The 12,766-nt window shown below is 68.5% G+C and carries 14 protein-coding genes; 10 read left to right on the forward strand and 4 right to left on the reverse strand.

All coding sequences use genetic code 11. From position 1 onward, the window contains the following. Positions 1-7: 7 nt before the first annotated feature. The 6 genes from FFS10_RS04675 (at position 8) to FFS10_RS04700 (ending at position 7,535) form a co-directional block, all read left to right on the forward strand. Entirely contained in the window at positions 8-814 is an 807-nt protein-coding gene (locus tag FFS10_RS04675; protein ID WP_137891999.1) for an ABC transporter permease, read from the forward strand. Continuing rightward, positions 811-1,608: an ABC transporter ATP-binding protein gene (locus FFS10_RS04680; protein WP_137892002.1), complete on the forward strand. Its 798-nt coding sequence runs from the start codon at positions 811-813 to the stop codon at positions 1,606-1,608. The genes FFS10_RS04675 and FFS10_RS04680 overlap by 4 nt, the downstream gene beginning before the upstream one ends. Further along, complete coding sequence (locus FFS10_RS04685) at positions 1,605-2,639, forward strand: aliphatic sulfonate ABC transporter substrate-binding protein (RefSeq protein WP_212744086.1); 1,035 nt, start codon at positions 1,605-1,607, stop codon at positions 2,637-2,639. Before FFS10_RS04680 ends, FFS10_RS04685 begins: the two co-directional genes overlap by 4 nt. A gap of 13 nt (positions 2,640-2,652) precedes the next feature. Then, entirely contained in the window at positions 2,653-4,230 is a 1,578-nt protein-coding gene (locus FFS10_RS04690) for a sulfatase family protein (protein WP_137892004.1), read from the forward strand. Positions 4,231-4,265: 35 nt separating this feature from the next. Next, positions 4,266-6,923: a beta-glucosidase gene (locus tag FFS10_RS04695; protein ID WP_171016016.1), complete on the forward strand. Its 2,658-nt coding sequence runs from the start codon at positions 4,266-4,268 to the stop codon at positions 6,921-6,923. A 129-nt stretch (positions 6,924-7,052) separates the two neighbouring features. Continuing rightward, positions 7,053-7,535 (forward strand): substrate-binding domain-containing protein, encoded by a 483-nt coding sequence (locus FFS10_RS04700; RefSeq protein WP_137892008.1) that lies wholly within the window; start codon positions 7,053-7,055, stop codon positions 7,533-7,535. A gap of 18 nt (positions 7,536-7,553) precedes the next feature. Here the strand turns inward: FFS10_RS04700 and FFS10_RS04705 are convergent, their stop codons facing one another. From FFS10_RS04705 to FFS10_RS04715, 3 genes are all read right to left on the reverse strand, one after another. Next, positions 7,554-8,027, reverse strand: coding sequence for a copper chaperone PCu(A)C (locus FFS10_RS04705; RefSeq protein ID WP_137892010.1), 474 nt, complete (start codon positions 8,025-8,027; stop codon positions 7,554-7,556). A gap of 28 nt (positions 8,028-8,055) precedes the next feature. After that, positions 8,056-8,610, reverse strand: a complete 555-nt coding sequence (locus FFS10_RS04710) for a YcnI family copper-binding membrane protein (protein ID WP_137892012.1) — start codon at positions 8,608-8,610, stop codon at positions 8,056-8,058. A gap of 137 nt (positions 8,611-8,747) precedes the next feature. Continuing rightward, positions 8,748-9,101 carry a DUF2946 domain-containing protein gene (locus tag FFS10_RS04715; protein WP_137892014.1) on the reverse strand — a complete coding sequence of 118 codons (354 nt, stop codon included), beginning with the start codon at positions 9,099-9,101 and terminating at the stop codon, positions 8,748-8,750. 222 nt (positions 9,102-9,323) lie between these two features. Here FFS10_RS04715 and FFS10_RS04720 point away from each other — a divergent pair, with 222 nt between their 5' ends. The 3 genes from FFS10_RS04720 to FFS10_RS04730 are packed head-to-tail and all read left to right on the forward strand — an operon-like array spanning position 9,324 to position 10,634. Then, positions 9,324-9,698 (forward strand): TraR/DksA family transcriptional regulator, encoded by a 375-nt coding sequence (locus tag FFS10_RS04720; RefSeq protein WP_137892017.1) that lies wholly within the window; start codon positions 9,324-9,326, stop codon positions 9,696-9,698. A 38-nt stretch (positions 9,699-9,736) separates the two neighbouring features. Then, complete coding sequence (locus tag FFS10_RS04725; RefSeq protein WP_137892019.1) at positions 9,737-10,189, forward strand: hypothetical protein; 453 nt, start codon at positions 9,737-9,739, stop codon at positions 10,187-10,189. Between the two features lie 31 nt (positions 10,190-10,220). After that, positions 10,221-10,634 (forward strand): VOC family protein, encoded by a 414-nt coding sequence (locus FFS10_RS04730; protein WP_137892021.1) that lies wholly within the window; start codon positions 10,221-10,223, stop codon positions 10,632-10,634. Between the two features lie 18 nt (positions 10,635-10,652). Here FFS10_RS04730 and FFS10_RS04735 read toward each other — a convergent pair whose 3' ends face one another. Then, positions 10,653-11,666, reverse strand: coding sequence for a fumarylacetoacetate hydrolase family protein (locus FFS10_RS04735; RefSeq protein WP_137892023.1), 1,014 nt, complete (start codon positions 11,664-11,666; stop codon positions 10,653-10,655). 116 nt (positions 11,667-11,782) lie between these two features. On the opposite strand from FFS10_RS04735, the gene FFS10_RS04740 reads away from it, so the two are divergent. Then, on the forward strand, positions 11,783-12,601 hold the full coding sequence (locus tag FFS10_RS04740; RefSeq protein ID WP_137892026.1) for an IclR family transcriptional regulator: 819 nt from the start codon (positions 11,783-11,785) through the stop codon (positions 12,599-12,601). Positions 12,602-12,766: the final 165 nt, after the last annotated feature.

Consider the following 12,766-nt stretch of genomic DNA (forward strand, 5'->3'; position numbering starts at 1 on the left):
GGCAACCATGTCTTCCAACCCGAGCACCATGACGAACGGGCAGGCGCCACGCCTGCGTTCGTCAAGGCCGGCCGACAGGCTGATCACACTCAACATTGCATCGGTAGCGATCGGGCTCGTCGCCTGGTGGCTCGTCTCGAAGCTCGATCTCAACGGCCTGCCCGGACCGCAGGCCGTGCTTGAGCGATGCCTTCAATTGATCGGGAACGGCTCGATCTTCGTGGACATCGGTGCCTCGCTGAGGCGCGTCTTCCTCGGTTTTGCCATCGGCACCCTGCTCGCCGTTCCGATAGGCTTTCTGATGGGGTGGTACGGCTGGGCGCGCGGGCTGCTGGAGCCGTACATCCAGTTCTTCCGCACCATACCGCCGCTGGCCATCATTCCGGTCGCCATCGTCTTCCTTGGCATCGGCGAGGTTCCGAAGGTCTTCGTGATCACGCTGGCGGCCTTCCTGGTGTCCGTCATCTCCACCTTCCAAGGCGTGATCACGGTAGACAAGGTGCTGATCAACGCGGCGCGCGTGCTCGGCGCGGACGACTTCACGGTATTCCGGCGCGTGGTAATTCCGGCATCGACGCCGTTCATCCTGGTCGGCATGCGCGTCGGTCTGGGTGCCGCATGGTCGACGCTGGTCGCGTCCGAACTGATCGCGGCACAGGAGGGCCTCGGCCACCGCATGCAGCAGGCACAGGTGTATTACGACTTGCCCACGATCTTCGTTGGGCTGGTGCTGATCGGCGTCCTCGGCATGGTCATGGACCGCGCCATCCTTTGGGCCGACAAACGATTGACCACATGGCAGGAGCGGCGATGAACCCCAAGATTTCCTTTCAGCAGCTCAGCTGCGCCTTCGAGCTCAACGGGCGCCGGTTCAAGGCCCTCGACCAGGTATCCCTGGACATCGCAGACGGCGAGTTCGTGACGGTGGTCGGCCCCTCGGGGTGCGGCAAATCGACGATGATGAACGCGGCAGCCGGGCTGCTCGAACCGACGGCGGGTCGAGTGCTCGTCGAGGGCAAGCCGGTGCACGGGCCGAGTCCCGAGCGGGGCGTCATCTTCCAGCAGTACGCGCTCTTTCCCTGGCTCACGGTGCGGCAGAACATCGCCTTCGGGCTCGAGATCGCCAAGGTGCCGTCGCAGGAGCGCAAGCGCATCGTGGACCGCTGCATCGAGTTGGTCGGCCTGACGCCGTTCGCGGACGCGCTGCCCAAGACCCTGTCGGGCGGCATGAAGCAGCGCTGCGCCATTGCACGCGCTTACGCGGTGGACCCGGCCATCCTGCTGATGGACGAGCCCTTCGGCGCGCTCGACGCCTTGACCCGCGTGACGATGCAGGACCAGCTGCTCGCGACGTGGGCGAAGGACACGCGCACCGTCATGTTCATCACGCACGACGTCGAGGAAGCGGTGTACCTCGCCAACCGGGTCATCGTGATGGCGGCCCGCCCGGGCCGCATCCACCGGATCGTCCCGGTCGATCTGCCGTACCCGCGCACCGAGGCAATGCGACTGTCCCCCGAATTCATGCGCATCCGCAACGAGGTATGGGATGCCGTGTACCACCAACCCGAGCTCCGGCAGGACGAGAGCTCGCCTGAAGTTCAATGATGACGAAAGACCAGACCATGAATTCCAGCGGAACGAATGACGCGTGCAGCAACACGATCCCCCGGCGCGCCGTGCTGTCGCTTGGCCTCAGCGCCGGCCTTGCATGCCTCGGTGCACGAGCGCAGACCGGCAAGCCGCTTGCCGCCAGGATCGGCTACATCGGCGATTTCAACGGCGCCTCGATAGTTGCGATCGCCAACAAGCTCAACCTCTGGGCCAAGCACGGCATCGCGCCCGAACTGAAGATCTTCACCAACGGACCGCTGCAGATCCAGGCGCTTGGAACCAAGGACCTCGATTTCGGCTACATCGGGCCTGGCGCGCTGTGGCTGCCGATGTCGGGCCGCGCCAAGATCATTGCGATCAACAACCTCGGCTTCTCGGATCGGGTGATTGCCCAGCCCGGCATCTCGTCAATCAAGGAACTCAAGGGCAAGACCGTCGCCGTGCCCGAGGGCACGACGGGCGACATGTTGCTGCGCCTGGCGCTGCAAAAGAGCGGCATGACGCTGGACGACATAAAGCGGGTGGCGATGGACCCGAGCACCATCGTCACGGCCTTCTCGTCGGGACAGGTGGACGCGGCCGGGATCTGGTATCCGCTGGTGGGAACCATCAAGCTGCGCGTCCCGAAGCTCCAGGAACTGTTCTCCAACAGCGAGCTTTACCCCACTTACTGCTTTCCCACCTCGTTCGTTTCGCGCGCCGATCTCGCGGACTCGAATCCCGCGCTGGTCGAGGCGATGATCCGCGTGATCAAGGAGGCGAACGACTTCCGTGTCAAGAACCTGAAGCAATCGGTCGAGATCACGGCGGGCCTGCTCAATGCGCCGCTGCCGGCGCTCGAGTCGGAGGCCGCGGTCACCAAGAATTTCACGACGGAGGAATTGGTCAAACTGACTCGCGACGGGACGGTCAACCGCTGGCTGGCCGGGATGAACGATCTGTTCAAGGGCCTGGGTCGCGTGACGGAATCGGTGAATCCCGACAAGTACTTCCTGGCCGCCAAGTACGCCGAAACCAAGCTGTAAAGGAAGATCGACCATGACGCACAAGCGCCCCAACATCGTCTTCATCATGGCGGACGATCACGCCGCGAAGGCGATCGGCTGCTACGGGTACAACCTCAACCGAACACCGAACATCGATCGCATCGCCAACGAGGGCATGCGCTTCAATCACTGCTACGTCACGAACTCCATTTGCACGCCAAGCCGGGCCAGCATCCTCACAGGCACCCACAACCACGTCAATGGCGTGCAGACTCTCGCGAGCGCAATCAACAACCGCGGCCCGAACGTGGCGAAGCAGCTTCGGGCGGCCGGCTTCCAGACCGCGATCATCGGCAAGTGGCACCTCGGCGAAGGCAAGGACCACGAGCCGACGGGCTTCGACCACTGGTCCGTGCTCCCGGGACAGGGCGACTATCACGACCCGGTGTTCATCGGTCCCGATGGCCCCGCCGTCGTACGGGGCTACGCCACCGACATCATCACCGACAAGACGATCGACTGGCTTGAGCAGCGCGACAAGGACCGGCCCTTCTTCGTGATGTGCCACCACAAGGCGCCGCATCGGTCGTGGGAGCCGCATCCGCGACACAAGCACCTCTACGATGAGGACATCGACCTGCCGGAGACATTCAGCGACGATTACAAGAACCGCGCGAAGGCCGCGGCCGCCGCCCGCATGCGCATCGCCGAGGACATGACCTACCTCGATCTCGGACTGGTGCAGCCGGAAGGCGGCGCGGAGGTCGGCGAGCCGATGTGCCCGGGCTCGCCGGAGCGCAAGTTGCCTAACCCCGACGACGTCCGCGCCGTGCGTCTCATCGACAAGGACACGGCCGAGGTGTTCACGTTCGAGACGAGCGAGCAATACACCTGCTTCAAGTTCCAGCGCTACATGCAGCGCTACCTGCGCACGATCGCCGCGGTGGACGAAGGCGTCGGTCGCATCCTGGACTACCTCGACGCGAACCGGCTTGCCGAGGACACGCTGGTCATCTACACGTCCGATCAAGGATTCTTCCTCGGCGAGCATGGCTGGTTCGACAAGCGCTTCATGTACGAGGAATCGTTCCAGATGCCGTTTCTCGTGCGCTACCCGCGCGAGATCGCGGCAGGCAGCGTCTGCGACGAGATCATCACCAACGTGGATTTCGCGCCCACGTTTCTCGATGTCGCGGGCGTCGTGCAGCCAAGCTACATGCAGGGCCGCAGCTTCCGCCCGCTGTTGCAAGGCCAAGTGCCGCCCGACTGGGAGCAACTGGCCTACCACCGCTACTGGATGCATCGCGACGCAACGCACAACGCCTACGCGCACTACGGCATCCGCAACAAGCGCTACAAACTGATCTACTGGTACAACCAGGGACTGGGCCTGCCCGGGACGCAGACCGGCGACGAGCCACCCGAGTGGGAGCTCTTCGATTGCGACGAGGATCCGCTCGAACTCATCAACTGCCACGACGACCCAAGGTACCGCGACGTGGTCGGCGAGATGACCCGGCTGCTCGAGCGCAAGATGGCCGAGATCGGCGACGAGCCGGTGCACCCGCGCGCGGGCGCGGCGGTCTCCCACGCGTATCTGGCCGGCGTGCCGCCGAAGAGCATCGCCTGAGCACGGGCGACAACATGCTGAAAAGGATGGCACAGATGTCCAGTGCCTGCCGTCGCATGGGGCCCGTGGCCCTGGCCGCCATGCTTGCACTCTCGGCTTGCGACGCAGGCGCGGACGCTGCGAGCGAGTCCACGTCCCGCCAGGCGACGCTGTCCGCCGCGCGGACGAACGCCGCGCCGAGCGCGAGTCTCTCGCCCGAGGCGCGGGCGCAAGCGCTCGTCGATTCCATGACCCTCGAGGAAAAGTCCGCGCTGCTGTACGGCTACGGCACGAAGGCCGTCGGCGGGCAGACCTGGCAGGTCTACGTCAAGGGCAATGCGCGCCTGGGCATCCCCGATATGGTCCAGGGCGATGCGCCCAGCGGCATCTGGCAGGGCAGTGCGGCGGTGACGCAGATGCCGAACTCGGCCGCGCTGGCCGCGAGCTTCTCGCGCGAGGTCGCGCACGCCTATGGCGAGACGCTGGGGGCGCAGACACGGGCACTCGGCTATGGCGTGCTGCACGGCCCGAACGTCGACGTGCTGCGCGACCCGCGGCATGGGCGCGCGCACGAGTCCTTCGGCGAGGACCCGTATCTGGTCGCGCAGACCGCCACCGCGTACGTAAAGGGCCTGCAGAGCCATCGCGTGATTGCCGACGCCAAGCACTTCGCTGTCAACACGGTCGAGAAGGACCGCACGCGAGTCGACGCGGTGATCGACAACAGGACCCTGCACGAGCTGTACACGGCGCCATTCCAGGACGTGGTACAGGACGCGCGCGTGGGCATGGTCATGTGCGCCTACACCAAGATCAACGGCGTCCAGGCCTGCGACCACGAGGACCTGTTGAACGGACTGCTGCGCCGAGCCTGGGGCTTCGAGGGCATCGTGCGCACCGATGCCGGCGCCGCGCATGCGCTGCAGTCTCTGCGCTACGGGGTGGACCAGGAGTTCCGCAGCGAGTCGCAGTTCGGCAAGGTGCTGATCGAGGCCGTGCGCGCCGGTACCTTCCCGCTCTCGGCCGTCGACGAGGCGGTCAAGCGCATCCTGCGCACGATGATCGCCTACGGCATCTACGACGACCCGCCGCAGCGCACGGGCGCCGACCTGCAGGCCGGCGCGGCCGTCGCGCAGCAGGTGGCAGAGCACGCGATCGTCCTGCTGCGCAACCAGGGCGGGCTGCTGCCGCTGGACGCGTCGCGCCTGCAGCGCATCGCCCTGATCGGCACCAGCGTGGACGACACGCTGACGGCAGGCGGGCCGGCCAATCCGGCGCCGCAGGGCAAGGACACGATCCTGCAGGCGATCCGCGACCGCGTGCCGGGCGCCGTCGTGCTGCATGCGCGCGGCGTCGATCCGATCTACCCGATCGCCGTCGCGCCGGGCTATCCCCAACTGCCCTCGGGGGCGCTCACCGCCGAGGATGGAAGCAGCCGCGGCGCCAGCGCGGTGTATCACGCCGCCGACGGCTCGCGGCTCGCCAGCCGCGTCGACACCTGCCTGTGCTATACGCCGGCGAACAATTTCTCAAGCAGCGTGACGGCCCGACAGGACCCGCCGGCCGGCACGACGCGCGCCAGCTGGACGGCCACGCTGCAGGCCGAGGTCGCCGGCAGCTACGGCTTCGACCTGGCGACCAATGGCGCGGCGCAACTGTTCATCGGCGGCCGGCTCGTCGCGAAGACCGAAGGCCGCACCGACCTCGCGCCGGCGGCCGTCGAGCTCCAGCTCGCGCAGGGTGCGCACGCAGTGCGCGTCGAGTATGCGCTCGGCGCCGCCCCGAGCCCACAGCTGAAAGTGGGCTGGAGGGCGCCTTCAGCAGCGATGGACGCGAACATTCGCGCCGCAGCCGAAGCGGCGGCGCGCGCCGACGTGGCGATCGTTGTCGCGCGTGACCTCGAGTCTGAATCGGTGGACCGCCCTAGCCTGACGTTGCCCAACGACCAGGATCGCATGGTCCAGGCCGTGGCGCGCGCCAACCCGCGCACCATCGTCGTCCTCACGACAGGCAGCGCCGTCACGACGCCTTGGAACGCGCAAGTGCCTGCCATGCTCGAAGCCTGGTACGGCGGCACGCGCGGCGGCGCGGCTCTGGCCCGCGTGCTGTTCGGCGACATCAATCCGTCGGGCCGCCTGCCTGTCTCCTTTCCCAGGGCCGACGCGGACCTGCCGACCTACGCGCCCGAGCAGTTCCCTGGCGTGAATCAGGTGCAGCGCTTCAGCGAGGGCCTGCGCATCGGCTACCGCCACTTCAACACCCCTGGCACCCCCCGCGCCGAATACCCCTTCGGATTCGGCCTGTCGTACACCCACTTCGCGTACTCGGACCTCGTGCTGGACCGCGTAGCGTTCAACGCGGGGACCGCAGGCGCGGATGGCACGCTCAAGGGTCGGCATGGCGTGACCGCCACGTTCACGGTGACCAACACCGGGCGCCGGGCCGGTGCCGTCGTGCCCCAGCTCTACGTCGAGTACCCGCGCGCGGCCGGCGAACCGACGCCGTTGCTCAAGGGCTACGACAAGGTGGAGCTGCGGCCCGGCGAATCCAAGCGCGTATCCATCGCGCTCGACCAGCGCGCCTTCTCGGTGTACGACGCGAGCGCGGGCAAGTGGGCGGTCGTGCCCGGCTCCTACAGGCTGGCCATCGGAGACTCTTCGGTCGACGCAGCCCTGCTCTCATCCGTGCAGGTACGCACCGGCTCGCCTCAGTGAGGAGCTGGTAGGTCCATGATGTGGAATTCCAAATGGCGAAGCGAGGGTCACGATCCTGACTACTGACCGGCTGGGCGCCATGCGGCTGCTGCTCGACGCGCGGGACGCGGGCACGCCGGTGCTCGAGATCTGGGACCATCGCAGCCTGCCGGCCGAGGCCGAGGACTTCCGGGCCCACGAGCGCGGCGACGGCTTCGAGGCCGAGGCGCGCGCGTCAAGCGGCTGCGCGCCGCGACCGGCGACGCCTTCGATGCCGGCCGCCAGATGCTGGCGCCCCTGCTGTCGGCCGCCGGCCCGCGGATCACGGCCGCGGCGTTCGCCAACGACCACCTGGCCTGCGGCACGCTGATGCAGGCCGCGAGCCAGGGCGTCGCCGTTCCCGGGCGCATCGCCCTGCTGGGCTTCGGAGATTTCCCCATCGGGCGCCAGCTGCAGCCCTCGCTGTCGACCCTGCGCCCGCCCACGGCCGAGATCGGCCAGGTCGCGGCGCAGGCCGTGCTGGAGTCGGTCGGCGAGGGCCTGGACCCGGCCAGCCGCGCCCTGCCCTGCCAGCTGATCGCCCGCGACAGCACCGGCGGCGCGGCAGCGGCCGACAGCGCCGCACCGCACTGAACCGGCGCCGGCGCGCGCTCAGTGCTTGTGCACGCCGTGGGTATGGCCGTCGGCCGCCGCGCCGGGGGGCGCGACGCTGACCGGCAGCTGGAGCTCGAGCTTGCTTTCCGCGCCGCGCGCGTCCTTGAACACCAGGGTCAGCGGCACCTGGCTGCCCTTGGGCAGGGCGGCCTTCAGGTTCAGCAACATGATGTGCAGGCCGCCGGACTTGAACTCCACGGTCTTGCCGGCCGGGATGTCGACGCCGGACAGGGCGCGCATGCGCATCACGTCGCCGTCCATCTTCATCTCGTGCACTTCCAGCTGCCCGGCCACCGGCGTCGAGCCGCCGACCAGGCGGATACCGCCCGGGGCGCTGATCTTCATGAAGGCGCCGGTGCTCTTCTGGCCCTGCACCGAGGCGCGGACCCAGGCGTCCCTGACCTCGATGGATTGCGCCAGCGCGGCACCGCCCAGCAGGCACAGGGCCAGGGCGACAAAACTGTTTTTCATGGGTTTCTCCAAAAGCGAGCGGATGGGTTTAGTGCGCATGATGGCCGACAGTTTCCGAGGGCAGGATGTCCAGCGCTGCGGCCGGCGACTTCAGGCCCTGGGTCGAGCTGCCGCTGGCCGGCAGCTGCGACCAGTCCAGGCTGCCTTTCTCGCAGGTCTGCAGCACCTTGAACCACAGGGTGCCGGCCTGCGCGGGCAGGGTGCCGCGCAGCACGAATTCGTCGAAATGCGCATCGGGCAGCCAGCTCTCGCGCGAGGCGGCGGTCCAGCTGATCTCGGCCACGTCCTCGCTGACCTGGCGGCCGTGGTCGTCGTAGGGGCTGGCCAGCTTTTCCCTGCGCAGGGACAGGGTCCAGCCGGGCTTGGGCATGGGCTTGGCGCCGCGGAAACCGGCCGGGATCAGCACCCGCACGGCCGTGGTCGGCGAGCCCGCGCAGCCGTGGCTGACGCGCAGGGCCGCCTTGTAGCCCTGGCCGGCCAGCGCCGCCGGCTCGTCGAGCACCACGTGGGAAAAGGCGCTGGCGCTGGCGGCCCAGAGGGCGACAAGGGTCGTGGACTTGAAGATCAAAGAAAAAAGGTTCATGAACAGGCTCTGAAAACGCGGGGGATCGCGCCTGCGCCCGGCCGGCCGCCCTCATGGGCTGGCGCGGCGGGTCCTTGGCGCGGCGACAGCGCGAGCGGCCGACTGGTACGGCACTCAGGCGCTGTGGATCAAGGCATTCAGAGCAGGGGCGGCCCGCGCGCGGGCAGGGGCGCGGCCGTGAGCCAGGCGATATGTGCCGCGGGAATGGCCTGCAGCACATGCGCCAGCGGCTGCGCCGGCTCGGCGCCCCCGCGCGCCAGGGGCGGCGGCGCACCGAGGTTGGCGCACAGCGGGCAGTCCAGCGTGAGGGCGGACGCCGGGGCCTCGCCGTCGCCGGGCTTGAGCACCAGCTTCATGCTGCCCGCGCCCGAGCAGACCAGCTCCAGGGACTGGGGCTGGACCAGCGGCGAAGCGATGGCCGCGCCCAGCGCCAGCGCGAACCACACCAGCACCAGGCGGGCGAGAAGGCGGGCGGAGCGCAGAGTCTGCATGGCCTCGATTATCGCCCAGCGCCCGCTTCGGGCCGATACGCGGCGGGCGAGGCCCCGGGCGCAAGAACGCGCGGGCAAAACCCCTGATTTTCCGCCGGAAACACCATCGGCGCCCAGCCGGGGGGCCGCGCCCCCGGGGATGCGCCCGGCTTGACCCTGGTCATGGACATGGCGCCGGCCTCGGCGCATCATGCGTACTTGCACAGACAAGGAGCCGACGCGATGGACAAGCAGCAAGCCGCCCCCTACCGCAAGCAGTTGCTGGACATGCGCGCCGGGCTGCTGGCCCAGATGGCCGAGCAGCGCGGCGGCGTGGTCGGCCGGGCCGAGGTGGCGGCCGAGCATTTCGGCCGTCCCGAGGACCCGCGAGCCCAGGCGGCGACCGAGCGCGAGCTGGCCTTCGCGATCGACGAGCACGAGACGGCCGAGCTGGCGGCCATCGACGCCGCGCTGGCCCGCATCGAGGCCGGCCACTACGGCCAGTGCACCGACTGCGGCGTGGACATTCCGACCGCCAGGCTGCACGCCGCGCCCGAGGCCTCGCGCTGCATCGTCTGCCAGGAGAAGGTCGAACACCGGCATGCCGGCAGCGCCTGAGCTGTGCGCCCGTCATCACCCACGACAAGGGGATCACCATGAGCACCTACCACGCCGTCGTCTGGATCGACCGCTCCGAAGCCCATGTCCTCATGTTCGACCGCGAGCATGTGGAAGCGCAGCGCATCGCCTCGCGCAGCCACCACAAGGCCAAGGGCGGGCATGTGGGCTCGCACGGGCTCAAGCACGGCCGCGGCGACAGCGCCAGCGGCAGCCACTCGCCCGCAGGCGGCCATGCCACGAGCGACGAGGATTTCTACCACGAGGTGGCGCAGGCCCTGGCCGGCGTGCGCGAGATCCTGGTCACCGGGCCGGCCCAGGCGAAGGACGAGTTCCACGCCCACTGCAAGCGCCACGACCCGGCCATCGACCAGGCCATCGTGGGCGTGCAGACCTGCGACCACCCGAGCGACGCCCAACTCGTGGCCATGGCGCGCCAGTACTTCCTCAAGTACGACCGCATGGCGGGCAACCCCGGCTCGCCGACCTGAGGCGGCGCACCCGGCTGCTATGCTTTGCGGCATGCGCAGCCTGTTCCACTTGGCCTTCAACGTCAGCGACCTCGAGGCCGCGCGCCGTTTCTACGGCGGCGTGCTGGGCTGCCAGGAAGGGCGCTCCACGGCCACCTGGGTCGACTTCGATTTCTTCGGCCACCAGATCTCGCTGCACCTGGGCGAACCGTTCAAGACCGCGCGCACCGGCCATGTGGGCGAGCACCTGGTGCCCATGCCGCATTTCGGCCTGATCCTGGAACTGCCGGACTGGCAGGCCATGGCCGAGCGCCTGCGTGCCGCAGGCACCGATTTCGTGCTGGCGCCCCAGGTGCGTTTCGAGGGCCAGCCCGGCGAGCAATGGACCATGTTTTTCCTCGACCCCTTCGGCAACCCGATCGAGGTCAAGGGTTTCCGCTCGCTGGACGCGGTCTACCAGCGCTGAAACCACGCCCGCAGGACCTTACTTCGCCACCGGCGCGGCGATCTCCTGGTCGATCGCGCCGAAGATGCTCTGGCCGTCCCGGCCCTTCATCTCGATGCGGATGGTGTCGCCCCACTTCATGAACTCGGTGCTCGGGCGGCCGTCCTGGATGGTCTCGATGCAGCGCTTTTCGGCGATGCAGCTGTAGCCCTTGGGCCACTCGGGGCGGCCGTTGACTTCCACGCCCTTGTTGCTGACGGTGCCCGAGCCGACGATGGAGCCGGCGCGCACGTTGCGCGTCTTGCAGATATGGGCGATCAGCTGGCCGAAATGGAAAGTCATCTCGGGGCCGGCCTCGCACATGCCGACCTTGCGGCCGTTCCAGATGCTTTGCAGCGTGAGGTTGACGCGGCCATGGTCCCAGGCGTCGCCGAGCTCGTCCAGGGTCACCGCGACCGGGCTGAAGGCCGTGGCGGGCTTGCTCTGGAAGAAGCCGAAGCCCTTGGCCAACTCGCCCGGGATCAGGTTGCGCAGGCTCACGTCGTTGGCCAGCATGACCAGGCGCACGCCCTCCAGCGCCTGCTCGGGCGTGCTTCCCATGGCCACGTCGGCCGTCACCACGGCGATCTCGGCCTCGAAGTCGATGCCGAAGGCCTCGCTGGCGACCACCACCGGGTCGCAGGGGCCGATGAAGTCGTCGCTGCCGCCCTGGTACATCAGCGGGTCGGTGTAGAAGCTGGCCGGCACCTCGGCGTCGCGCGCCTGGCGCACCAGCTCCACATGGTTCAGGTAGGCCGAGCCGTCGGCCCACTGGTAGGCGCGCGGCAGCGGCGCCATGCATTGCGCCGGATCGAAGGGGAAGGCGTGGCGCGCCTTGCCGCTGTTCAGGGCCTGGTACAGGTCCTGCAGCTGGGGCGCCAGGAAGTTCCAGTCGTCCAGCACCTGCTGCATCTTGGCTGCGATGCCGGTCGCATAATGGGCGGAGCTCAGGTCACGCGAGACCACGACGAGTTGGCCGTCGCGCGAGCCGTCTTTGTAGGTGGCGAGTTTCATGGAAGCGATGTCCCCATCAAGATGAATCGGTGGCATGGCGCACCAGGCAGGCCCGGCACGCCATAATTACGCATTGATAAATCAGTTTAACTAAACGAAAACGGATTCTAGTTCATATGGAGGCAGAACGCACGGAAGCCCCTGACAAGGAACGCGCCGGCATCCAGTCGGTGGAGGTCGGCTTCGCGCTGCTGGAGGTGCTGGCCCAGGCCGCCGGCCCCCTGATGCTGCGCGACCTGGCTGCCGCCGCCGGCATGAGCGCGGCCAAGGCGCATCGCTACCTGGTGAGCTTCCAGCGCCTGGGCCTGGTGACCCAGGACGCGGCCACGACGCGCTACGACCTCGGACCGGCCGCGCTCAAGCTGGGCCTGGCTTCGCTGTCGCGGCTGGACGCGGTCAAGATGGCGCGCGAGCGCGTGGCCCGCCTGCTTGCCGAGATCGGCCACACCATGGCGCTGGCGGTCTGGGGCAACCACGGACCGACCATCGTGCACTGGGCCGAGTCGCCGCTGGCGCCGCCGGTCAACCTGCGCCTGGGCGACGTGATGCCCCTGCTGTCCTCGGCCACCGGGCGCTGCTTCGCGGCCTTCCTCTCGCGCGAGGGCCAGCTGGCCAAGATCGCCCCCATGATCGAGCGGGAGCTGGCCAGCGCGCGCAAGCTCGGCCGCAACGACATGCCCACCAGCCAGGCCGAGGTGCAGGCCATGCTGGAGGAAACCCGCCGCCACGGCCTGGGCCGGGTGGTTCATGTGCTGCTGCCGGGCATCGTGGGCTTGTGCGCCCCGGTGTTCGACGCCGACGGCCACATCGCCCTGGGCATCCTGGCCATGGGCTCCTCGGCCAGCTTCGACCCGAACTGGGACGGCGCCGTGGCGCGGCCGCTGCGCCAGGCGGCGGCCCGGCTGTCCAGCGACCTGGGGTACGCCGGGTCATGAACACCGGCGGGACGGCCTTGCCACTGGCCATCCCATGGCAGCGGCTGACCGCGCTCACGCTGGCGGTGCTGGCCGCTCACCTGCTGCTGCTGCAGGCGGCGCCCGAGGCCTGGCAGCCCGCCGAGGCGCCGGCGCCGCGCGCCCAGCCCATGATCACGCGCACCC

Source organism: Ramlibacter sp. 2FC (genome assembly GCF_005503345.1).
Classification (GTDB): Bacteria; Pseudomonadota; Gammaproteobacteria; order Burkholderiales; family Burkholderiaceae_C; genus SCMQ01.